This window comes from Streptomyces sp. NPDC031426 (assembly GCF_055581585.1).
This window is the reverse complement of record NZ_JBVIJE010000006.1, coordinates 124,679-147,119: the sequence shown is the minus strand read 5'-3', so window position 1 is coordinate 147,119 and position 22,441 is coordinate 124,679. Positions and strand designations below refer to the sequence as shown.

Sequence of the window (22,441 nt, the reverse complement as noted above, 5' to 3'; positions counted from 1 at the left end):
CCTCGTAACGTCGGTGCCGACTACCTGAGACAGGCGAACTCCATCCGTCCGCCACCTTCCACGAAAAGTGACCAAGTGAAACGTACGAGATTGTGGGCCGGGCTCGCCGCGACGGCGATGGTTGCCACCGGGGTGACCGTCTGGGCGATTCACTCCCCGTCGGCCGAGCCGTCTGAATCCAAGGCCGCTTCAGTGACCGGAAACGCGAAGTCGGTGGATGCGCTGCTGAAGTCCGGCCTCCAGCGGCAGGTCCAGCAGGATTCCACCGGGGCCGCCCAGGACTACCGGCAAGCTCTGGAACTGGACCCCAGGAACAAACAGGCCTGGTACGGCCTCGGGCTCGTCGATCAGCAGTCGGGCCGGACGGCGAATGCCCGGGCAGAGTTCGACAAGGCGCTCGAAATCGATCCGCACTTCATGTCCGCGCTCTACAGCGAGGCGTACATGCTGAGAACGAGTGCCCCCGACCGGGCCATTGACCTCCTCCGGCGTGCCGCCGCCCTCGATCCCAAGGCGGCGATGACCCAACTGCAACTGGGTCGGCTCCTGGCGGAGAACAACCGCAAGGGCGAGGCCGAGACTGTGTTCCGTCGTGCGGTCGCCGCCGATCCGAAGTCCCTCTCCCAAGTGCCGGAAGAGTTCCGGGACGCCGTGCGCCGATGAGTGCCTGGCGCCCGGCAGGCGCCCGGCGGACCCTGAGGTTCCGCCGGGCGCCTGTCATGTGCGCCGGGCGCTGACGCGCGCCGCGGCGGCCGGTGCGGCGAACTCGGGCTCCTTCAGGGCGGCCGTCAGCTGGTCGTCCCAGGGCGAAAGGGGCTCCAGGCCGGCTCGCAGCCAGTTGCCGCGGCCGAGGACGCCGAAGGCCGGACGGGCGGCCGGACGCGGGAACTTGTCCGAGCCGACCGGGCGGATCCGCTCGGGATCGAGACCACTGAGCCGGAAGGTCTCACGCGCCAGACCGCACCATGTGGTGCGGCCTGCCGCCGTGCCGTGGTAGATGCCGGCCGGTGCCTGTCCGGCCAGCGCCGCGCGGCCGAGAGCGGCCAACTGCCGGGCGAGCGCCCGGGACCAGGTCGGCTGACCGTGCTGGTCGGCCACCACGTCCAAGGTCTCGCGGCGGGCGGCGAGTTCGAGCATGGTGGCCACGAAGTTCGGGCCGTGCGCGCCGTAGAGCCAGGCGGTGCGCACGACGTAGCCGGTACGCGGGAGCAGTTCGACGACCGCCCGCTCCCCCGCCAGTTTGCTTCGCCCGTATGCGTTGACGGGCCCTGTCGGCGCGTCTTCCGGGTACGGGCGGCGGGCGTCGCCCGGGAACACGTAGTCGGTGGAGATGTGCAGCAGGATGGCGTCGGCGTCTGTACACGCGTGGGCCAGGTGGCGGACGCCCGTGCCGTTCACGGCGGTGGCCGCCGCCTCGGACCGCTCCGCGCCGTCGACGTCCGTCCATGCGGCACAGTTGACGACCACTCGGTGACCGGCCACGGCGGCCTGCACGGCTGTCGGGTCGGTGATGTCGAGCCTGTCCCGGCTCAGTCCCGTCACCTTGGCGTGCGGATCTGCGGCGAGTTCGGCCAGTACGTCCTGGCCGAGGAGCCCGCGCGCACCGGTCACCAGCCAGTTCGTGGTCATCGCAGCTCGGCCCTCTCCTTGAGCGGCTCCCACCAGGAACGGTGGGCGCGGTACCAGGCGACCGTGGTGGCCAGGCCCTCCGTGAAGGACACCTGCGGGACATAGCCGAGGTGCTCCCGGATCTTGCTGTCGTCCAGCGAATAGCGCAGGTCGTGGCCCTTGCGGTCGGCCACGTACTCGACCTGGTCCCAGCCCGCGCCGACCGCGTCCAGCAGCAGTCCGGTGAGCTTGTGGTTGCTCAGCTCGGTTCCGCCGCCGATGTTGTAGACCTCCCCGGCCCTGCCGCCGTGCAGGACGAGGTCGATGCCCCGGCAGTGGTCGGAGACGTGCACCCAGTCGCGGATGTTGCGGCCGTCTCCGTAGAGGGGGACCGTCTTTCCGTCGATGAGGTTGGTGATGAAGAGCGGGATGACCTTCTCGGGGAACTGGTACGGCCCGTAGTTGTTGGAGCACCGGGTGATCACGACGTCCAGTCCGTGAGTGCGGTGGTAGGCGAGCGCCAGCAGGTCGGAGCCGGCTTTCGAGGCGGAGTAGGGGGAGTTCGGCGCCAGAGGCCACCCCTCGGTCCATGAGCCTTCGCTGATCGAGCCGTAGACCTCGTCGGTGGAGACGTGGACGAAGCGGCCGACACCGTGCCGGTGGGCCGCGTCCAGGAGCACCTGAGTGCCCCTCACATTGGTGCGGACGAACGGACCGGCCCCGTCGATCGACCGGTCCACGTGCGACTCGGCGGCGAAATGGACCACCGCGTCCTGGCCCGCCATCACCTGGTCGACCACGTCCGGGTCACAGATGTCGCCGTGGCGGAAGGTGTAACCCGGGTGTTCCGCCACCGGTGCCAGATTGGCTTCGACTCCCGAATAGGTGAGTTTGTCGAGGACGGTGATCCGCGCTGTCGGATCCGAACTGAGATTTCGGCGGACAAATTCCGAACCGATGAATCCAGCAGCGCCGGTCACAAGGATGCGCATGGTTCTCCGAGTCCTTCTTGCTGCCCGGAGTCCGGCGCCAGGGCCTCGGACGCCAGGTCGCGGGCGCGGACACAAAGCGGACGGTGCCCGCGAGGCCGAGCCTCGGGGGCACCGTCACTAGTTCCCGTGTGGAGCGGTCGACCCGAACGGTAGTGCCGCTCGCGTGGGGTCAGTGGGCGTTGCAGACCACGAACGCGGTGATGGTGGCGGTGCCAGGAGCCGTGACCACCGTAGCCGGGGTCCCAGCCTGCCACCCGTTGGGGATGGTTCCGTCAGGGCCGGGGGGGAGGGGCCTGTTGATCGAGATGTTGCCGCCGGTGGCTTCGTATCCGCCGCCGGTGGCCACGTCGCCCGTGTCGCAGAAGACTTCGGCGTGGTGGACGTTCTCGTCGACAGTAACCTGCTTGTAGTACGTGTGGACGCCGCTGGAGCCCTGGGCACCCTGCGAGCCCTGCGGGCCCTGCGAGCCCTGCGGGCCCTGCGAGCCCTGCGGGCCCTGCGAGCCCTGCGGGCCCTGCGGGCCCTGGGCACCCTGCGCGCCCTGGAAACCCTGGGCACCCTGAGCGCCCTGAGCACCCTGGAAGCCCCGCGGACCCTGCGGACCCTGCGGACCCTGCGGACCTCGCTTGCCCGGCTTGCCGTCATGGCCGTCATGGCCGTCATGGCCGCCCCGGCCGCCGGCCTTTTCTTCGTTCATGCTGGTGGACGCCGCCTTGGGCAGAGAGCCCGACCGGTGGATCGCGTCGGCGATGGCCACCGAGCTCTGCCCGACATTGAGCGCCAACGCGAGAGCGCCCGCGGACATGAGCGTGGCGGACCTCAGGCGTGAACTTCGGATCGTTCTACGGTTCAAGAGAACCTTCCTCAGTAACTGGGAGTCAGACCGCAAGCATGCGCACCGGTGTACGCTTTCCGCATGCGCGTCACGTCGCCTCTGGCTACGGACAAGCCATTCTTAAACTCGCGGCAACTGAATGGTTACGGATCACACCGCGACTTGCGCCAAGATCACCCGTGCGGCCTCAAAGAACCTGCTTCCTCCGTGCCTTCCTCGCGGATTCCTTGACGAGCCCTCTGCGATACGCGACGCAGTCCTCGAAGGACGGCAGCAGGCCAAGTCGTCCGGCTTCCTCCAGCGTTGGCGCCGCAGCGTCCTTGCCGAAAAGGCGGGGGGTGAGTTCCTCGGGCCAGGAGATGGCCAAATCGGGGTCGAGCGGGTTGATCCCGTATTCACGGTGCGGCGCGTATCCCTCCGAACAGAGGTAGATGACGGTTGAATTATCCTCCAGGGTCATGAAGCCGTGGCCCAGGCCTTCCGAGATATAGACGCAACGGTGCGTCGTGTCGTCGAGCCTGACCGCTGCCCATTTTCCGAAGCTCGGAGAACCGGTGCGGATGTCGACCACCACGTCGAGGACGGCCCCGCTGACGCAGGTGACGAACTTGGCCTGCCCCGGTGGGACCGACGCGTAGTGGATGCCGCGGAGGGTGCCGAGAACGGAGCGCGAGCAGTTGGCCTGCGCGAGTCGGAGTCCCTGGCCGGTGGAATCAAGAAACCGTTCCCCTTGAACCACTCATGGAATCTGCCCCTGGTGTCCGTGAACACCTCGGGCGTGTCCACCCAGGCCCCTTCGATGCCAAGCGGCTCCATGTGAATGCTCCTTTCCATCTCGCAACCGGCTCACGGTCGGCCGAGCGATTCCTGGTGGTGCGATCCGCTGCTTCTCTGGGGCAGGACGACATGCCGGTAGTCCTCCAGCAGCCCCAGCAGATAATGGCCGTATCCGCTCTTGAGCAGGGGCTGGGCCAGTTCCCGGAGCCGGTCGTCGTCGATCAGCCCGGCACGCCACACCGCTTCCTCCACGCACCCCACCTTGAAGCCCTGGCGCTCCTCGATCACCCGGACGAACTCCGAAGCCTGCATCAGGGAAGTGAAGGTTCCGGTGTCCAGCCATGCGGTGCCGCGGTCCAGCCGGGTGACCTGCAGCATCCCGGCTTCCAGATAGGCACGGTTGAGGTCGGTGATCTCCAACTCGCCTCGGGCGCTGGGTCGCAGACCGCGGGCGATCTCCACGACGTGATGGTCGTAGAAGTAAAGGCCGGGCACGGCGTAGCGGGACTTCGGCCGGGCCGGTTTCTCTTCGATGGACAGTGCCCGGCCCGCCTCGTCGAACTCCACCACACCATAGGCCGAGGGGTTGGCGACCTGGTAGGCGAACACCCGACCGCCCTTGAGTTCGTCGTCGTGGCGGGCTAGCCGGGTACCGAGGCCACTCCCGTAGAAGATGTTGTCGCCCAGGATCAGGGCCACCGATTCGTCGCCGATGAACTCGGCCCCCAGAAGGAAGGCCTGGGCAATGCCCTCCGGACGCTCCTGCGCCATGTACTCCAGCCGCAGGCCGAGTTGACGACCGTCACCGAGCAAGCGGCGGAACTGGTACTGGTCTTCTGGTGTGGTGAGGACAAGGATCTCACGCACACCCGCCATCACCAGTGTGGAAAGCGGGTAATAGACCATCGGTTTGTCGAAAACCGGCAGCAGTTGCTTCGACACCGAGCGGGTCAGTGGCCACAGCCGCGAGCCGGTACCCCCGGCCAGGAGAATTCCACGCATGGCAGCACCATAGGTGGACTGCCTATCGGTGCCAGCATTACACGCGACGGACGGCGTAAGCGGAGAACAGCGCGGACCGGCCGGTCGGCCATTCGGTGGATTCTCGGCACACGGGAGTTCGCTCGTGTCCAAATGCCGCACGGTGCTGGCATTTTGATGGCCGCACGTCTCTGTTTCCCGAGGGGGTCCCCGATGCACACACCGCTCGCCAACGGCGCGACAGTTCCGGCGCAACAACAGACTCATGGCAAAGCGGCGGTGGCCGAACCACCACGCAAAGGCCGCTTCGACGGCACATGGTGGGTCTGGGCCATGGCGGGAGCGCTGTTCGTGATGTACGCGGCGGTGTCACTGCGGCTCCACCAGCGGATGCTCACGAGCAGCTACGACCTCGGAATCTTCCAACAGGTCGTCCGCTCGTACGCGGAAGGACACCTGCCGGCCTCCGAGGTGAAGGGCCAGGACTTTCCCGTCCTGGGAGATCACTTCTCCCCGATCCTGGCGCTCGTGGCACCCTTCTACTGGGTGTGGCGACGAGCGGAAACACTTCTCGCCGTGCAGGCCGCACTCGTCGCCGTGAGCGTCGTCCCGCTGACTCTCTGGGCGCGCCGGGCCCTGGGCTCCCTGGCCGGCGCGGTGATCGGTGCCTGCTACGGGCTCTCCTGGGGAATCGCGAGTGCGGTCGGCTACGACTTCCACGAAGTGGCATTCGCCGCTCCGCTCTTGGCGCTCTCGCTGACCGCCCTCGGGAACGGCCGGCTGACCGCCGCGGCGTGCTGGGCCCTACCCCTGTTGCTCGTGAAGGAGGACCTCGGCCTCACGGTTCTCGTCATCGGCCTCGTCATCGCCCGGCGAGGCGACCGCAGGCTCGGAACGCTCACGGCTGTGGCCGGCCTCGCCGGGACTGCGCTGGCCCTGTTCGTGGTCCTGCCGGCCTTCAACCCCGGCGGATCCTTCGCCTATTGGTCCCTGCTGAAGGATCCCGCCGCAGGCGGCCAGGGGCCGGCCGGGGGCAGTGCCGGCGGTCTGCTGGATGTGCTCCACCAGGGCACCATCGGTCTCCTCACCCCGCTGCCCAAGGTGACCACCTTCGTCCTCATGCTGGCCCCCACCCTGTTCCTGGCGATGCGGTCACCCCTGCTGTGGGTCGCCCTGCCCACGCTGGTGTGGCGCTTCGCGTCGAGCAACAGCCTGCACTGGGGGACCAGCTTCCACTACTCGCTCGTCCTGATGCCGATCGTGTTCGCGGCCTTCGTCGACGCCCTGGTGCGACGCGGGACGAGCGGCCGCGGCCTGCGCCGCTACCTCGCGGGCTCCGCCGCGATCACCCTCGTGATCCTTCCGAGCTTCCCCCTTTTCCAGCTCGCCCAGCCCGAGACCTGGCGAACCGACTCTCGCGTCACCGTCGCCCGTCGTCTGCTCGCCATGATCCCCGACGGCGTCACGGTCCAGGCATCCGACCATCTGGTACCCCAGCTCGCCGACCGCACGAGCGTCGGCCTCTACGGCTCCCCCGGCACCCGTCCCGATCCCCAGTGGATCATGGTGGACACCGAGGTGCCGGACGAGGACCGAGGGTGGCCGGGCCAGCCGCTCGGCGTCGAGGCGGAGCAGCAGAGCTTGGCAGCCGACCTCGGCAACGGATACGAACTGGTGGCCTTGCAGGACGGCTACATGCTGCTGCACCGCCGGACGGCGACGAGGGACTCGCACCGGCCCCCGACCACCCCCTGACCGAGCATCACCGCCCGAGCCCACGGGCCCCTCGCCACCGGCCCCGGTCCGCGTGGCCCCGCAGCGACGCGCGGACCGGGAGCCATACACTGCGTTGGCTGCAGCCGGCTTCTTGGGGCGCGGGGTGTTTCGTCGCTGAGGCCTGCTGCGCGCAGTTCCGCGGGAATGTTGGCTTCCGGGAGCATGCTCCCCGGCGTGAGACGTATCGCTGGAGTCGTCCTCGCCGTGCTCCTGATCGGTGGCGTGGTGGCCGCCGTCGTCGCGGGCCGGCAAGGGGGACAAGGGCACGGCAACGAAGACCGTGCGTGGCGTGATCGGGTCGGAGGAGGCGGACTTCTTCGCCGATCCCGACGTGGTGAAGGCCCTGGCCGCCAAGGGCTACACCGTGAAGACCGAGGCCTCCGGGTCCTGGGCCATGGAGGGGCTGGATCTCAAGGGGTACGACTTCGCCTTCCCGGGAAGCCAGGCCCCCGCGCACGCGCTGGCCGCGAAGCACCACGCGCAGGAGCCGTTGCCCCGGCCGTTCTACTCGCCGCTGGTCGTCGTGGCCCACCGGAGTGCCGCCGACGTGCTCGCGGCGAACGGGCTGGCCGTACTCGACGGGAAGCACCGCGGCACGTTCCGGATGGCCGCGTACCTGGACGCCGCCCGGCGCGACCGGACCTGGCAGCAGCTCAAGGGGGCTTCGGCGCACGGCGAGCTGACCGGCACGCTCTAATCGCGAGCACCGACCCCGAGAGCTCCAACTCCGGTGCGCTGTACCTCGCCGCCGCCTCCTACGTCGCCAACGGCGGCAAGGTGGTCGCGAGCCAGGCCGACGACGACCGCACCGCACCCCTGCTGCACAAGCTGGTCAGCGTCCAGGGCGCCCAGCAGTCCCGTAGTGACGCCGTGTACCGGGATCCGAGGCCCTGGCCCTGGATCCGGAGGGCGTGCACACGGTGTCCCGCGCGGTACGGCAGGACATCCCGGAGGCCGTCGACGCCTGCGTGCGCACCCGCTGGTGGACCTCAGGGACCGGGAGGCGCGCAGGCAGGAGTCGCACACGCGCTAACTGAAGGAGAGCGCAACAACTGAGCCGGGGCCCCGCACGCCTTTGTGCGGGGCCCCGGTGGGTGGTCACCACGGCCGGTCGTGACGATCGCTGGTCAGGGCATCCGGACCGGCCGTGGAGTCTGCAACGGGCTGTTCAGCCCAGGCGCTCCACCAGCGCGTGGTACTGGTCCCACAGCTCCTTCGGGGTGTGGTCGCCGAAGGTGTTGAGGTGCTCGGGGACGAGCGCGGCCTCCTCGCGCCAGATCTCCTTGTCGACCGTGAGCAGGAAGTCCAGGTCGGACTCGGACAGTTCCAGGCCCTTGGTGTCCAGCGCGCCCTTGGCCGGCAGCACGCCGATCGGGGTCTCGACGCCCTCGGCCTTGCCCTCCAGGCGCTCCACGATCCACTTCAGGACACGGGAGTTCTCGCCGAAGCCCGGCCAGACGAACTTGCCCTCGTCGTTCTTGCGGAACCAGTTGACGTAGTAGATCTTCGGCAGCTTGGACTGGTCCTTGTCCTTGGCCACGTCGATCCAGTGGGCCATGTAGTCGCCCATGTTGTAGCCGCAGAACGGCAGCATCGCGAACGGGTCGCGGCGCAGCTCGCCGACCTTGCCCTCGGCGGCGGCGGTCTTCTCGGAGGCCACGTTGGCGCCGAGGAAGACGCCGTGGTTCCAGTCGAAGGACTCCGTCACCAGCGGCACCGCGGAGGCGCGGCGGCCGCCGAAGAGGATCGCCGAGATCGGCACGCCCTTGGGGTCCTCCCACTCGGGCGCGATGATCGGGCACTGGGCGGCGGGGGTGGTGAAGCGGGCGTTGGGGTGGGCGGCGGGCTCGGCGGACTCGGGGGTCCAGTCGCGGCCCTTCCAGTCCGTGAGGTGGGCCGGGGTCTCCTGGGTCATGCCCTCCCACCACACGTCGCCGTCGTCGGTGAGGGCGACGTTGGTGAAGACCGAGTTGCCCCACAGGGTCTTCATCGCGTTGGCGTTGGTGTGCTCGCCGGTGCCGGGCGCGACGCCGAAGAAGCCGGCCTCGGGGTTGATCGCGTACAGGCGGCCGTCCTCGCCGAAGCGCATCCAGGCGATGTCGTCGCCGATGGTCTCCACGGTCCAGCCGGAGATCGTGGGCTCCAGCATGGCGAGGTTGGTCTTGCCGCAGGCGCTCGGGAAGGCGGCGGCGACGTACTTGGACTCGCCCTGCGGCGGGGTGAGCTTGAGGATCAGCATGTGCTCGGCCAGCCAGCCCTCGTCACGCGCCATGACCGAGGCGATACGCAGCGCGTAGCACTTCTTGCCGAGCAGGGCGTTGCCGCCGTAGCCGGAGCCGTAGGACCAGATCTCGCGGTCCTCGGGGAAGTGCGAGATGTACTTGGTGGAGTTGCACGGCCACGGAACGTCGTCCTGACCCTGCTCCAGCGGGGCGCCGAGGGAGTGGACGGCCTTGACGAAGAAGCCGTCGTCGCCGAGTTCGTCCAGGACGGCCTGGCCCATCCGCGTCATCGTGCGCATCGAGACGGCGACGTAGGCGGAGTCGGTGATCTCCACGCCGATCGCGGACAGCGGGGAGCCGAGCGGGCCCATGCAGAACGGGACGACGTACATGGTGCGGCCCCGCATCGAGCCGCGGAACAGGCCTTTCTCGCCGCTGAAGATCTCCCGCATCTCGGCGGGGGCCTTCCAGTGGTTGGTCGGGCCGGCGTCCTCCTCCTTCTCGGAGCAGATGAAGGTGCGGTCCTCGACCCGTGCGACATCGGTGGGGTCGGAGGCCGCGTAGTAGGAGTTGGGGCGCTTGATCGGATCGAGCTTCTTGAAGGTGCCCTTGGCGACCAGTTCTTCGCACAACCGGTCGTACTCGGCCTCGGAGCCGTCGCACCAGACCACGCTGTCCGGCTGGGTCAGTTCGGCGATCTCGTCGACCCACGAGATCAGTTCCTGGTGGTTTGTGGGAACGCTGGAAGCCGAGTTGTCGCGCGCCACGGTTGCTCCTAAGTGAGGGATTTTGTCCTGGTGGCCCCGTGGGGGCTGCGACCCGGATGCTTCGAATGCTCATCCGGTGCCGACTGCACTCATTTGATCATCCGACGAGAGTGCGCATATGTCCAGGGGGCGTCACAAGTGAGCGACGTGACGAAAACCACGGCTTCCAGGCCTGTTTACGTTCCCTTTACGTCCAGGTTTGTGTCACCTGGAGGTCTTTTTGCGTTCGATCGACCAAGACCCGCGCTGACACCCGACTTACGGTGCCGTAGGTACCATGCCCCGCATGACTGCGTCCGTCCCTGACGCGCCCACGGACACGCCGGCCGACGGCCGCGGTCCGGCGCTCTCGCTGCCGCAACACGTCAAGCCGAAGCTCCGCGGCTGGCTGCACCTCGGCATGTTCCCGGCCGTACTCATCGCGGGCCTCGTGCTCACCGCCCTCGCCGACTCCACCAGAGGCCGCATAGCCTGCGGGATCTACGTCCTGACGGCCTGCCTGCTGTTCGGCATCAGCGCGCTGTACCACCGGGGCAACTGGAGCCCGCGCATGGACGGCGTGCTGCGCCGCCTGGACCACGCCAACATCTTCCTGATCATCGCGGGCACCTACACCCCGCTGACCCTGCTGCTCCTGCCCGGAGCCAAGGGCGAGTGGCTGCTGTGGAGCATCTGGGCCGCCGCCGCGGCCGGCATAGTCTTCCGCGTCTTCTGGGTGGGTGCCCCGCGCTGGCTGTACACGCCCTGCTACATCGCGATGGGCTGGGCGGCCGTGTTCTTCCTGCCCGACTTCCTGCGCACCGGCGGCATCGCGGTCCTGGTCCTGGTGGTCGTCGGCGGTCTGCTCTACAGCGCGGGCGGCGTGATCTACGGCATCAAGCGCCCGAACCCGTCCCCGCGCTGGTTCGGCTTCCACGAGGTCTTCCACTCCTTCACCCTCGCGGCGTTCGTCGTCCACTACGTCGGCATCTCGCTGGTGGCGTACCAGCACGCGTAGACACCCTCAGCCCTCCCTCTCCGGCCACGGCTCACCAGCCGTGGCCGTTTTCGTACGCCTGAAAGCATCTGAGGCAAGCCCTCCATTGACAGTGCCCATATTTTAAGAGCTACTCCCATTTCATGGCTGCGCCGAACACACCCGTCGTACGGCGCACCGGGCGGGAGGGGGCCCCGGCCGTGGCCGCCCCCGTCGCGGATGCCTGACAATGACCGGCATGACGGCCGCACGCACCCCCAGCACCTCCCCCGTCGACCGGCCCCGCCTCAGCCTGCGGGAACGCAAGAAGATCAAGACCCGGGAGGCGATCCGCGCGGCGACGTACTCACTGGTCCGGGAGCAGGGGTACGACGCCACCACGATCGACCAGATCGCCGAGCGGGCCGAGGTGTCGCCGTCGACCGTCTTCCGCTACTTCCCGACCAAGGAGGACATCGTCCTCACGGACGAGTACGACCTGATGATGGCCGAGGAGCTGCGGGCCCGCCCGGCCGACGAACCGCTGATCCAGTCCCTGCGGCACGTCATGCACCGGGCACTCGACCTGGCGCTGTCCGAGGACCCCGAGGTGACCCGGTTGCGCGTGCGGCTCGGGGTCGAGGTCCCGGCCATCCGCAGCCGGATGTTCGAGAGCATGGCGAGCACCAGCCTTCTGCTCCGCCAGGTCATCGCGGACCGCACCGGCCTCGGTCCGGAGAGTCTCGAGGTGCGGGTCTACGCCATGTCGCTCATCGGCGGGCTCATGGAGGTCAACCGGTACTGGGGCGAGAACGACCAGCAGGGCGATCTCCGTGAGCTGATGGAGCGTGCCCTCGACGTCCTGGAGCGCGGCCTGCCCAGGGAAAACCACTGAGGTCACGGCGGTCCGGCGTGCGATGCTGACGAGGTGAACCGACCCGAGATCCACGTCGAAGTGGCCCCCGCACTGCACCTGTTCGTGCCGCACGCCCGGCGGGCCGGTGCCGCGCCCCTGGCCACGGACGGGGTCTCGACGCTCGGCCATGTCATCGAGTCCCTCGGCGTCCCGCTGACCGAGGTCGGCGCACTGGTCGTGGACGGCAGCGAGGTGCCGGCGTCGCACATCCCGAAGGACGGCGAGACGGTGAAGGTACGGCCCGTCGACCGCCCCCAGCGGGTCCCCGGCGCCCCGCTCCGCTTCCTCCTGGACGTCCATCTCGGCACGCTCGCCCGCCGCCTGCGCCTGCTCGGCGTGGACGCCGCGTACGAGTCGACGGACATCGGCGACGCGGCCCTCGCCGCCCGCTCGGCCGCCGAGAAGCGGGTCATGCTCAGCCGCGACCGGGGCCTGCTGCGCCGCCGCGAGCTGTGGGCCGGCGCCTTCGTCTACAGCCACCGCCCCGACGACCAGCTCCACGACGTCCTGGACCGCTTCCACCCCGACCTGCACCCCTGGACCCGCTGCACCGCCTGCAACGGCCTTCTGAAACAGGCCACGAAGGCCGAGGTCGTCGACCAGCTCGAACACGGCACCCAGCGCTCGTACGACGTCTTCGCCCAGTGCACCGAGTGCGGCCGCGCGTACTGGAAGGGCGCCCACCACGAACAGCTGGAGGCCATCGTGGAGCGCGCCCTGGCGGAGCACGGTTAGCGCGGTCAGCGCCTGGTCACATCCCCCTTGTCACAGGCGGTCCCGTTCCGGTTCCGGTCCAACCCCAGTGGGTCGTCGTTGCCGTTGACCTTCAGCCGGCCGTAGTTGTTCTCCTTGAGCCAGGCGCATCGAGCCGCCGCCGTCTTCTTCACCTCGGGCGGGAACACCGTCGGCACGCACACGTTGGCCGAGCCGTAGTGCCGGTCGCAGCCGGAGATGGTCGGGCTGACCTGCTGTGCGGCCTTCCTCCTGCCGGGGCCCGACACCTTTCCGGTGAGGGAGTCGGCGAAGGCGTGGATGTGCGGGGAGGCGGCGCTGAGGGCCGCCGGGCCTGTCAGATGGACCCACCGGGCCACCGACGGCACCCCGTTGGCGTCGACGGCGAAGAGCATGTACCAGCCGGGCGGGGCGATGTTCGGGTTGTTCGTGACGTTCAGGTCCACGTTGTTGCCGTCCACCGACAGGGGGAGGTCCACGAAGCGCTGGTTCGGGTCGGAGGAGTGCGTGACCGCCGCCGGGCGGATCAACTCCGCCTTGGCGATGGGCCGGTCCACCGTGATCCGCTGGGTGTCGCCGTACTTCCACTCCTGGTTGATCACCGAGGTGATCGTCGGACGCGTGCCCTTGTAGAGATACGGCGGGGTGTAGATCGACACGTTGTGGTTCCAGGTGCCGTTGCCCGGGTTGTCGCCCGTCGCCATCACACGGCCGTCGGGGAGCAGGAACGCCGAGGAGTGGTAGCCGCGGGACTCGGGGTCGGCGGCCACGGGGTCGAAGGTACTGGTGCCGGGGTCGTAGATCGAGGACTCGTACACCGGGTTGGCCCGGTTGTGCAGGGCGCCGCCGGTCTCCAGCACCTTGCCGTCGGGCAGCAGCACCGCGGAGACGTACATCTTGCCCTGGTTGCCGGTCTCCGGCTGGGGCCCGTTGCCCAGGTCGACCGTGCCCTGCGGGATCGGCGGCCCGGCGACGTAGGCCGGGTTGGCCTGCTTGAGGTCGATCAGGTCGGTGAGGCGGTTCGCGTCCGGATTGGAGTCGATGTTGCCGCCGCCGATCGTCAGCACCCGCTGGTCCTGCGCGGGCGGCAGCAGCACGCTCGCCGACTGGTCCCGCTCGTCCTTGTTCTGCAGGCCCGGGATCTGGGTGATCGTGTTGGCGCCGTAGTCGTAGATCGCCGAACCCGTGCCGGGGATGTTGTTGCCGAAGACATGGCTGCCCGTGTAGAAGAGGCGGCCGTCCTGCATGAGGATCATCGCCGGGTACAGGCCCCAGTACGACCAGGTCTGGTTGACCTGCGACAGCGGCAGCCACTGGTTCTGCGCGTAACTGAACTTCTCGGCGGTCACCGAGCCGGTGGAGTCCTCGCGCAGCCCGCCGAAGGAGATGACGTCACCGTTGCCGAGCTCGGTCGCCGACGGGTACCAGTGGCCGTCGTTGAGGTCGTTGGTCCTGGTGTAGGTCTCGGTCGTCGGGTCGAAGATGTACGAGTCCTTGAACCCCTCGTAGCCGTGCCCGCCCACCACCGGGTACGCCTTGTTGCCGCTCAGCACCAGCACCCGGCCGTCCTGCAGCTGGACGTGCCCCGCGCAGAACATGTCCTTCGGCGTCGGGATGACCTTGTACGTGCCGTTCGCCGGGTCGTACACCGCCGAGGTGAAGGTGCCCGCGTTGAAGTTCTCCTCGCTGTTGCCGGAGCCGGCGATCAGCAGCACCTTGCCGTTGTCGAGCACGACGGAGTGCATGGAGCGGACCGGGTTCTGCGTCGGCAGCACCGACCAACTGCCGTTGGCGCACTGGTCGGTGGTGCCGGTGCACCGGGCCGGCGGGAGCGGGTCCGGCACCTGTTCCATGGTGTAGTCGTCGGTGGTCGCCGAGCCGGTGCCGTAGACGGAGACGCCCCAGGTGATGCGGTCGGTGCCGGCCGGGACCTCGGGGGTGCGGACCGTGGCCTGGGTCCAGGTGGAGGCCATGTCGAGGGTCTTGAGGTCGGTCCAGTACTGCCAGCCGGCGGTGGTGTCGTGCCGGAAGAGGGTGATGTTGGCGTCCGGGGTGGTGGTCTTGTACCAGAGTCCCAGGTCGTACTGCTTGCCGGCGCTCACCCCCGGCGCGCAGTCCGTCGACTCGGTGATCATCGCCTTGCGGTCGCCGGAGACCCGGCGGGTCACCGTGACCTTCATGGCCTTGGTCCCGGAGTGCGCGTCCGAGGTCGTCTCGAAGCTGAAGTCGTTGTCGCCCCAGCCCGACTTCTCCCAGCAGTACGGCATGTCGTCGCTGCCCGCGGTCTCGAAGCCGGGGTTCTTGATCAGGTTGGCGGCCTCCGCCGGCTGGGGCGCGGTCAGAAGCAGACCGGCGGTCAGGGCGCCCACCCCGGCCAGCGCGGTCCGTCTGCGGCGTCTGCGGTACGTCATACTCACACGGCTCTCCTTGCTCGGCTCCCCCGCCGACGGGGGAGGTAGACCAGCGCCTCGGTGCCCACGAAGCGCAGGACGAACGTCATGACCAGTGCGAGCGCGGTGGCGGGCAGGACGCCGATGCCCAACCGGCCGACGAGCAGGGCGATCAGCGGGATGCGCAGCACCAGGTCGGCGTTGGCGAGCAGCGCGAACCGGCCGAGCCGGTCCCACCAGCGGCGGTGCGCACGCCGGTCGCGGAACAGCAGGTGTTCGATGAGCAGGAAGTTCCAGGCGACCCCGAGCTGGTTGGCGAGGATCTCGGCGGGCAGGTAGTGCATCCCGAGCGCGGTCAGTGCCCACAGCCCGACGAGGTTCGGCACGAACCCGCTCGCGCCGATCAGTCCGAAGCCGACCATGCGGGCGGCCGGGGACGCGGTGCGCAGGCCCGCCAGGTGGCGCAGGAAGCGAAAGCCCTCCTGGGCGGTGGACTTGGACTCGCCGGCGAACCGGTCCTGGAAGACGAACGGCACCTCGGCGACCTGCCGGGGGCGGCTGCGGACGGCCAGCTCGAGGAGGATCTTGTAGCCGAGCGGTTGGAGCACGTCCGCCGTGACCGCGCTGCGCCGGATGGCGAAGAAACCGCTCATCGGGTCGCTGATGCCGCGCAGCCGGCGGGGGAAGAGGGCCTTGGCGAGCCAGGTCGCACCGCGCGAGACGGCCACCCGGTAGCCGCCGGCGAGCCCGGCCCGGCTGCCGCCCTCGATGTACCGGGAGGCGACGACGAGCCCGGCGTTCGCCCGCTCGCCGGTGGCCACCAGATCCGGTACCAGGGACGGCGGATGCTGGCAGTCGCCGTCCATGACGACGATCCACTCCGAGGCCGCCGCCTTCAGCCCCTCGACGACCGCCCCGCCGAGCCCGCCGAGGGGTTCCTCCCGGTGCAGTACGGCCACCGGGAACGGGCAGTCCTGGGCGGCCTCGCGGATCACCTCGGGGGTGTCGTCGGTGGAGTCGTCCACGAAGAGCACCTCGCAGGGCAGCCGCGCCGGCACCGACTCGGTGATCCGGTGCAGCAACTGCCGGATGTTCGCGGACTCGTTGAAGGTCGGTACGACGATGGTGACGGCGCCGGGCTCGGGGACCTCCACGGCGTCGAGACCCTGTGCCGGGGCGGTGTACTCGCTCATCGCGCGCCTCCCCCAACCTGGATCCGCCGGATCTCGATGCGGTCGGGTCCGGTGCCGAAGGTGGCGACCGGCGTGGAGTGCCGGATCGCGGCCCGCACATTGGGCAGGTCCTTGGCGTCGCGGCGGACGGTCGGCGAGGCGACGACGTAGTCGATGTCCCGCCAGCCGTGCGGCATGGTCTTGCTGACGGCCGGGTCGAGGTCGGCCTTGTAGAACCAGATGGCGCCGAGCCCCGGCCGGTATCCGGCGTGCACGAGGTCGAGCCAGAGGGCGTCGTCGACGAGCACGCGGGTGTCCTTCGGGTCCGCCACCTGGGTGCCGAGCCAGTGGGAGGCCTGCCGGTAGGGCTTGTTGGCGTCGGCGGTGACGGCGGTGCGGTCGCCGTCGTACCAGTGCGGTACGACATAGGCGCCGGCGGCGAGGGCCAGGACGGCGGCGAGCGCGTACCGGCCGCCGGTGAGGTGGCGCTTCTCGCCCTCCGAGCGCCACCTGCTGAGGACAGCGTGGGCGACGGAGGCGGCGCCGCCGGCGAGGACCAGGGCGAGGAAGGGCAGCGCGCCGATGATGTACATCGCGGGCAGATAGCCGTTCGGGCGCAGGGCCACCACGGCGAGGACGGCGACCGTGAGCGCCGGTCCGGCGAGGGAGCGGGCGGTGACCGACCAGCGCCAGGTGAGCAGCAGGAGCAGGGCTCCGGCGAGGCCGCCGAGGGGCAGCACGCGGTCGTAGTACAGCCAGGAGTGCAGGACTCCGTAGGAGCCGGAGGAGCGGTCCAGGATGAATCCGGAACCGGGCCTCGACATCTGGTAGGTGATGCCGTCCCACAGCGAGACGTGTCCGGCGCCCGGGAACAGCTCGCCCTTGAGCAGGGCGAACAGCGGATAGGACAAGCCGATCAGGGCGCAGCCGGTGACGGCTCCGGTGAGGGCGAACTTGCGGGTGTCGCGGTGGCTGTGCCGCCACATGGTGACGAACAGGGCGGGCAGGACGACGAGCATCGTCTCCTTGGTGAGCACGCCCGCGGCGGCGGCGAGGCCCGCGCCGAAGTGGTGCCAGAGGTGGCGGCTGGGCGAGGCGGCGAGGCAGAACGCCAGCAGCAGCCACATCACGGCGATGTTGTCGAGGAAGATCTCCCGGCTGAGCACGACCGCGAGCGGGGAGAGCCCGAACAGGGCCATGCCGAGTCCGGCGGCCCAGCGGGGCAGGGAGAGCCGGCGGCCGAGGACGTAGACGAGGACCGCGCTGACGCCGCTGACCAGCAGCATGGTCAGCCGCATGGTGCCGACGGTCATCGAGCCGGGGCTGATCGCCGAGGGGAGCCAGCTGAGCAGGGCTATCTGGATCCAGCCGAGCGGCGGGTGGTCGTACCAGTAGGTGTAGTGGGCGAGGCCCCGGCCCTGCTGGACGGCCCAGGCCTGGGCGAGGTAGGTGCCCTCGTCGTCGCTGAGCGTCGGGTAGGCGGCGATGTTCCAGCCCTGGACGAGGACGATCACCGCGAGCAGGACCCCGCACAGCAGCAGGTCGGGGCGGGAGGAGCGGAGCCGTGGCGGCGGGCTGGTCCGGGCGGCCGTACGGCCTTCCGGCACAGGTGGGCGCTGCGCGGGGACCTTCGCTGCGGTCACCGCGGGAAGTGTGGAGGTCACGCAGGAACGTCCTCTCGGATGGGCTCGGCCGCGGTGAGGTGTGCGCCGACGTGCGTGGTCAACTCCCAGTCGTTGCGGCCGCGTTGCTCGCGCCAGACGGCACGGATCGCGGCTCCGGCGAGGAGGACCTGGTAGAAGGGGCCGCCGACGACGAGCTTCACGTAGTGGACGAGGCGGACCTTCAGGCCGTACTGCTTGCCGAAGTCGTGCAGCCCGACCACCTCGAAGACGAAGGTGACGGCGGCGGTGACCAGCGGCAGGAAGGTGAGGAAGGCGACGCCGACGGGCACGTCGAGGAGGAGCGCGACAGCCGCGTTGAGCGGGATGATCACGCCGGAGAAGGCCTGCATGAACGGGGTCATCAGGGTGTACCGGGCGAGCAGCCGCTGTCCGAGTCCGGGCAGTTGCCGCCAGTCCTTCTTCCGGTACACCTGCAGGAAGCCCTGGTTCCAGCGGGTGCGCTGCTTGAGCAGCGACATCAGGGAACCCGGGGTCTCCTCCCTGGTCACCATGTCGGAGTCGTAGGCGACGACGACCTTCTTGCCGACGCTGGAGAGGCGTACGCCCAGGTCGCAGTCCTCGGCGAGGCAGTTGGGGTCCCAGCCGTCCGCTTCCCTGAGGACGCCGGTCCGTACGAAGACGGTGTTCCCGCCGAGCGGGATGAACCCCTTCTGCGCGTGCAGGTGCAGCCGGGAGCGGAACCAGAAGAAGTACTCCAGGCAGTTGCGCAGGCTGTACCAGCTGGAGTGGAAGTTGATGAGCTGTACGCCGCCCTGGACGACGTCCGCCCCGGTCGTCCGGAAGGCGTGGTCGACGTGGGCGAGCAGCTCCGGGTGGACCTGGTCCTCGGCGTCGAAGACCCCGACGACGTCACCGCGGCAGTGCGGCAGCGCCGTGTTCATGGCCTTCGGCTTGTTCTTCTTCTCGTGGGTGTCGACGACGACGCGGACGCGCGCGTCCCGTGCGGCGGCCTTCTCGGCCACCTCGGTGGTCTCCGGGTCGTCGTGCCCGACGATCACGATGATCTCGAAGTCGGTGTGCGTGGATTCCAGCAGCCGCTGGATGGTGTGGTCCAGCACCGCCTGTTCGTGCCGGGCGGGCAGCAGCAGTGAGAACGACAGGTGTTCGTCGCCGTCCGGTCTGCCGAACCGGGTGGAGGCCAGCACCTCGGGCGTGCGCCACGCGTGCATCTGCCACCACAGGGTGAAGGCCGCCATCCAGAACAGGGCCAGTGAGACGGCGGCGATGAAGACAGACGTGAGCAAAAAGATCCCCCCAGATCCCTGAATTCCCCCTGTGTGGGCGACGGTGAGTGACCGCCCGTCGACCCGCTGTGGAGACAGTAGGGGGGATCTGTGAAGTGCGGGAGCTCTTCCGATAAATAGCTTGTTTCGGAACGGTGGTATCAGTAGTGGGATCTATCCGAACACCTGCTCTCTTTCGGACAGTTCACACCTTCCGGTAACCGGGGTTCCGGATGCTCAGCTCCTGTTCAGGGACGCGCGGAGCCGTTCCGGATCGGTCGTCGGCGCGTCACAGGTGAAGTTACGGCAGACGTACGCGGTCGGTTCGCCTTGGTGCAGGAGCCGGTCGGCGAGGAGCGGGAACTCGTCACTGTCCGCTGTGCCGACGGCCACGACGGCGCCCGGGGCGGTGCCCAGAAGTGCCGTACGGTGCAGGGCCGTTGTCCGCTCGTCCGCGAAGTCGGGCCCTGGTCCGACGACGGCGATCTCCTTGGGCCCGTCGAGGAGGGCCTCGGCGACGGCGAGCCCCCAGCCGATGAACCGGGGCACGCGCGGACCCAGGGTCTTCACGACCCCCAACGCGCGCTCGGCGGCGGTCCGGTGCGGCTCGGAACCGGTGTGCGCGGCATAGCCCAGCAGGGCACCGGCCGCCGCGGTCCAGCCCGACGGGGTGGCGTTGTCGGTGGGGTCCTGCGGCCGGCGGATGAGCCGCTCGGCGTCCGACGCGGTGTCGAAGAGCGCGCCGGTGCCGGGGTCGGCGAAGCGCGCGAGCACATGGTCGAGGAGCAGTCCGGCGAAATCCAGCCAGACGCCCTCACCCGTCACGGACGCGAGCGCGAGGAAGCCCTCGGCGACGTCGGCGTAGTCCTCCAGCACGCCGGCGTTGGGGCCGACGCGGCCGTCCTTGCTGGTGCGGGCGAGCCGGGCGTGCTCGTCGAAATGCACCCGGACGAGCAGGTCGGCGGCGCCGAGGGCGGCCTCGACCAGGTCGGGCCGGTCGAAGTAGGCACCGGTCTCGGCGAGGGCGGCGACGGCGAGGCCGTTCCAGGCGGCGACGACCTTGTCGTCCCGGCCGGGGGCGGGGCGCCCGGCGCGCTCGGCGAGGAGCCGTGCCCTGATGGAAGTGATCTTCTCGGCATCGAAGACGGTGCTGCTCTGCGGAAGTTGCAGGACGGACTGCCCGTGCTCGAAGGTGCCCTCGTCGGTCACGCCGAAGTACCGGGCGGCGAGGTCGCCGTCCGCGTCCCCGAGCACGGCGCGCAGCCGCTCGGGCGTCCACACGTAGTACGCGCCCTCGATGTGCCGGCCCGTGCCGTCGTCGCTGTCGGCGTCGAGCGCGGAGGCGAACCCGCCCTCGTCGGTGCGCAGTTCGCGGACGAGGAAGTCTGCGGTCTCCAGGGCTACGCGCCGGGCGAGGTCCGATCCGGTGGCCCGCCACAGATGGGCGTACACGCGGCAGAGCAGCGCGTTGTCGTACAGCATCTTCTCGAAGTGCGGCACGATCCAGTCACGGTCGACGGAGTACCGGGCGAACCCGCCGCCGAGCTGGTCGTAGATGCCCCCGCGGGCCATCCGCTCACACGTGTCCTGCGCCATCTGCAGCGCGCCCTCGGCGCCCGTCCGGGCGTGATGCCGCAGCAGGAACTCCAGCACCATGGACGGCGGGAACTTGGGCGCCCCGCCGAATCCGCCGCGCTGCGGGTCGTACTCGCGGGTGAGGCCGAGGAGGGCCTGGGCGAGCTCCTGCTCGTCGGGCGCGCGGTCGCCCTGCCGGACGATCTCCCGCTGGGCGAGGTCGCGCACGATCTTCCCGGCGACCTCCGCGACCTCGTCACGGCGGGTGCTCCAGGCCTGCTGCACCCCTTCCAGCACCTGCCGGAAGGAGGGCATGCCGTGCCGGGGCGCGGGCGGGAAGTAGGTCCCGAAGTAGAAGGGCTCGGCGTCGGGGGTGAGGAAGACGGTCATGGGCCAGCCGCCCTGCCCGGTGGCGGCCTGCACGGCCTCCATGTAGACGGCGTCGACGTCGGGGCGTTCCTCGCGGTCGACCTTGATCGTGACGAAGTGCTCGTTGAGGTAGTCGGCGGTGGCCTGGTCCTCGAAGGATTCGTGGGCCATGACATGACACCAGTGACAGCTGGAATACCCGACGCTCAGCAGGACGGGTCTGTTCGTCTTGCGGGCCTCGTCGAAGGCCTCGGCCGACCAGGGCCACCAGTCGACGGGGTTGTCGGCGTGCTGGAGCAGATACGGGGACGTCTCATGGGCCAGTCGGTTCACCGTTCCACTCTCCCACGGGCTCGGGGACGGCGTAGAAGCGCAGGTTCATGGGGCGCGCGCCTTCGGGGGCGTCCTCGCGGAGGTGGCCGTAGCGGTCGAGCAGGGCGTGGTACTCCCGCATGAAGGCGAGCAGTTCCTCCCTGGTCAGCCAGGTGCCGTGGCGCTGGACCTGGGCCCAGCCCTCGGGGCCGCGGTACTCCTGGTGGGCGCGGCGGTACAGGGCGGTGTCGAACTCGATCTTCAGATGGGCGAGCTGGGCGGCGGCCTCGTACTCCTCCGGGGTCATCGCGGCCGGGTCGGGTGTGGTGTGGCTGAACGGCAGCGAGCGCCACCACCGCTCCCGCCCGCCGGACTTCTCCGGGATCTCCTCGATGAGCCGCTGCTCGGCGAGTTTTCGCAGGTGGTAGCTGGTGGTGCCGGAGCTCTCGCCGAGTTCGCGGGCGAGGACGGTGGAGTTCGCCTCGCCGTGCCGGCCGAGGTATTCGAGGATCCGGCGGCGCAGCGGGTTGCCGAGGGATTTGTAGAGGGCGGTGCGCTCCAGGCTGGTCATCTCGGGCAGGCCGTCGGTCATGCGGTCACGGTAACCCCGAGAACCCTGAGAAGCCCCCGATGTCTGCCGAGTTTTCTTTGCAGAACTTTCTCTGGGATCTACGGTGGAGGCAGCCGAGGGATGACGGACGGGGAGGGTGTGGGCGCGACCATGACCATGACGGCGGCTGGACGGAAGAGGTGGCCCTTGGTCCTGCTGGGGGCGGCGGCGGTCCTGCTGGTGCCGTGGACGGTGGTGCTGGCCCTGACCCTGCCGGGCAGCACCGAGGTGGACAACTGGCCCTTGGCCTGGATCGGCCTCGACGTCCTCATGGCGACGGGCTGCGCGGCGACGGCCCTGCTCGGCCTGCGGGGCGACCCGAGATCCCGCCTGACGGCTTCGGCGACGGCATCGGTGGCGGTGCTGGACGCCTGGTTCGACATAACCACCGCGGGCACGGGCGCCCCGCTGGCCGAGGCGCTGCTGTGCGCGGTGGCGGAGGGGGCGCTGGCGGGGGCGTGCGTGCGTCTGGCCGTGGGCAAGGGGCGGCGGACCGCCCGGCGCTGAGCGGCCGGCCCGCCCTCGGAGCGAGGTCTGCGGACTG

The 22,441-nt window shown here is 69.5% G+C and carries 17 protein-coding genes and 2 pseudogenes; 7 read left to right on the top strand and 12 right to left on the bottom strand.

Going from position 1 to position 22,441, the window contains the following annotated elements:
• Positions 1-75 precede the first annotated feature (75 nt).
• Positions 76-663: a tetratricopeptide repeat protein gene (locus tag ACZ5NH_RS13860; RefSeq protein WP_468775064.1), complete on the top strand. Its 588-nt coding sequence runs from the start codon at positions 76-78 to the stop codon at positions 661-663.
• Between the two features lie 54 nt (positions 664-717).
• Here the strand turns inward: ACZ5NH_RS13860 and rfbD are convergent, their stop codons facing one another.
• The 5 genes and pseudogenes from rfbD to rfbA form a co-directional block, all read right to left on the bottom strand.
• On the bottom strand, positions 718-1,629 hold the full coding sequence (gene rfbD / locus ACZ5NH_RS13855; protein ID WP_468775062.1) for a dTDP-4-dehydrorhamnose reductase: 912 nt from the start codon (positions 1,627-1,629) through the stop codon (positions 718-720).
• Positions 1,626-2,600, bottom strand: a complete 975-nt coding sequence (rfbB, locus tag ACZ5NH_RS13850; protein ID WP_468775060.1) for a dTDP-glucose 4,6-dehydratase — start codon at positions 2,598-2,600, stop codon at positions 1,626-1,628. Before rfbB ends, rfbD begins: the two co-directional genes overlap by 4 nt.
• 169 nt (positions 2,601-2,769) lie before the next feature.
• Positions 2,770-3,405, bottom strand: a complete 636-nt coding sequence (locus ACZ5NH_RS13845; protein ID WP_468775058.1) for a hypothetical protein — start codon at positions 3,403-3,405, stop codon at positions 2,770-2,772.
• A gap of 217 nt (positions 3,406-3,622) precedes the next feature.
• Positions 3,623-4,251 (bottom strand): annotated as a pseudogene (locus ACZ5NH_RS13840) (dTDP-4-dehydrorhamnose 3,5-epimerase family protein).
• 30 nt (positions 4,252-4,281) lie between these two features.
• Positions 4,282-5,214: a glucose-1-phosphate thymidylyltransferase RfbA gene (rfbA, locus tag ACZ5NH_RS13835; protein WP_468775057.1), complete on the bottom strand. Its 933-nt coding sequence runs from the start codon at positions 5,212-5,214 to the stop codon at positions 4,282-4,284.
• A gap of 312 nt (positions 5,215-5,526) precedes the next feature.
• Between rfbA and ACZ5NH_RS13830 the strand changes: the two genes are divergently transcribed.
• Positions 5,527-6,948, top strand: coding sequence for a DUF2079 domain-containing protein (locus ACZ5NH_RS13830; RefSeq protein WP_468775055.1), 1,422 nt, complete (start codon positions 5,527-5,529; stop codon positions 6,946-6,948).
• A 195-nt stretch (positions 6,949-7,143) separates the two neighbouring features.
• A pseudogene (locus ACZ5NH_RS13825) lies at positions 7,144-7,851 on the top strand (hypothetical protein); the annotation flags it as partial.
• 286 nt (positions 7,852-8,137) lie between these two features.
• On the opposite strand, the gene ACZ5NH_RS13820 reads toward ACZ5NH_RS13825, so the two are convergent.
• The gene (locus tag ACZ5NH_RS13820; RefSeq protein ID WP_388620184.1) at positions 8,138-9,958 is read right to left on the bottom strand and encodes a phosphoenolpyruvate carboxykinase (GTP); all 1,821 of its coding nucleotides are present in this window, start codon (positions 9,956-9,958) and stop codon (positions 8,138-8,140) included.
• Between the two features lie 286 nt (positions 9,959-10,244).
• On the opposite strand from ACZ5NH_RS13820, the gene trhA reads away from it, so the two are divergent.
• The 3 genes from trhA to ACZ5NH_RS13805 all read left to right on the top strand — a co-directional run bounded on the left by trhA (position 10,245) and on the right by ACZ5NH_RS13805 (position 12,564).
• Positions 10,245-10,955 carry a PAQR family membrane homeostasis protein TrhA gene (gene trhA, locus ACZ5NH_RS13815; RefSeq protein WP_388620181.1) on the top strand — a complete coding sequence of 237 codons (711 nt, stop codon included), beginning with the start codon at positions 10,245-10,247 and terminating at the stop codon, positions 10,953-10,955.
• A 217-nt stretch (positions 10,956-11,172) separates the two neighbouring features.
• Positions 11,173-11,808, top strand: coding sequence for a TetR/AcrR family transcriptional regulator (locus ACZ5NH_RS13810; RefSeq protein WP_468775053.1), 636 nt, complete (start codon positions 11,173-11,175; stop codon positions 11,806-11,808).
• Between the two features lie 33 nt (positions 11,809-11,841).
• Positions 11,842-12,564, top strand: a complete 723-nt coding sequence (locus ACZ5NH_RS13805; protein ID WP_451554764.1) for a Mut7-C RNAse domain-containing protein — start codon at positions 11,842-11,844, stop codon at positions 12,562-12,564.
• A 5-nt stretch (positions 12,565-12,569) separates the two neighbouring features.
• Here ACZ5NH_RS13805 and ACZ5NH_RS13800 read toward each other — a convergent pair whose 3' ends face one another.
• The 6 genes from ACZ5NH_RS13800 to ACZ5NH_RS13775 form a co-directional block, all read right to left on the bottom strand.
• The gene (locus tag ACZ5NH_RS13800) at positions 12,570-14,972 is read right to left on the bottom strand and encodes a galactose oxidase-like domain-containing protein (RefSeq protein ID WP_468775470.1); all 2,403 of its coding nucleotides are present in this window, start codon (positions 14,970-14,972) and stop codon (positions 12,570-12,572) included.
• Positions 14,973-14,974: 2 nt separating this feature from the next.
• Positions 14,975-16,144, bottom strand: coding sequence for a glycosyltransferase (locus tag ACZ5NH_RS13795; protein WP_468775051.1), 1,170 nt, complete (start codon positions 16,142-16,144; stop codon positions 14,975-14,977).
• Positions 16,141-17,787, bottom strand: a complete 1,647-nt coding sequence (locus ACZ5NH_RS13790) for an ArnT family glycosyltransferase (protein ID WP_468775049.1) — start codon at positions 17,785-17,787, stop codon at positions 16,141-16,143. Before ACZ5NH_RS13790 ends, ACZ5NH_RS13795 begins: the two co-directional genes overlap by 4 nt.
• Positions 17,784-19,052: a glycosyltransferase gene (locus ACZ5NH_RS13785; RefSeq protein ID WP_451554761.1), complete on the bottom strand. Its 1,269-nt coding sequence runs from the start codon at positions 19,050-19,052 to the stop codon at positions 17,784-17,786. The genes ACZ5NH_RS13790 and ACZ5NH_RS13785 overlap by 4 nt, the downstream gene beginning before the upstream one ends.
• A gap of 216 nt (positions 19,053-19,268) precedes the next feature.
• On the bottom strand, positions 19,269-21,308 hold the full coding sequence (locus ACZ5NH_RS13780; RefSeq protein WP_468775046.1) for a thioredoxin domain-containing protein: 2,040 nt from the start codon (positions 21,306-21,308) through the stop codon (positions 19,269-19,271).
• On the bottom strand, positions 21,289-21,879 hold the full coding sequence (locus ACZ5NH_RS13775) for a helix-turn-helix domain-containing protein (RefSeq protein WP_468775045.1): 591 nt from the start codon (positions 21,877-21,879) through the stop codon (positions 21,289-21,291). The genes ACZ5NH_RS13780 and ACZ5NH_RS13775 overlap by 20 nt, the downstream gene beginning before the upstream one ends.
• Before the next feature lie 99 nt (positions 21,880-21,978).
• Between ACZ5NH_RS13775 and ACZ5NH_RS13770 the strand changes: the two genes are divergently transcribed.
• Positions 21,979-22,404: a hypothetical protein gene (locus ACZ5NH_RS13770; protein WP_468775043.1), complete on the top strand. Its 426-nt coding sequence runs from the start codon at positions 21,979-21,981 to the stop codon at positions 22,402-22,404.
• Positions 22,405-22,441 lie beyond the last annotated feature (37 nt).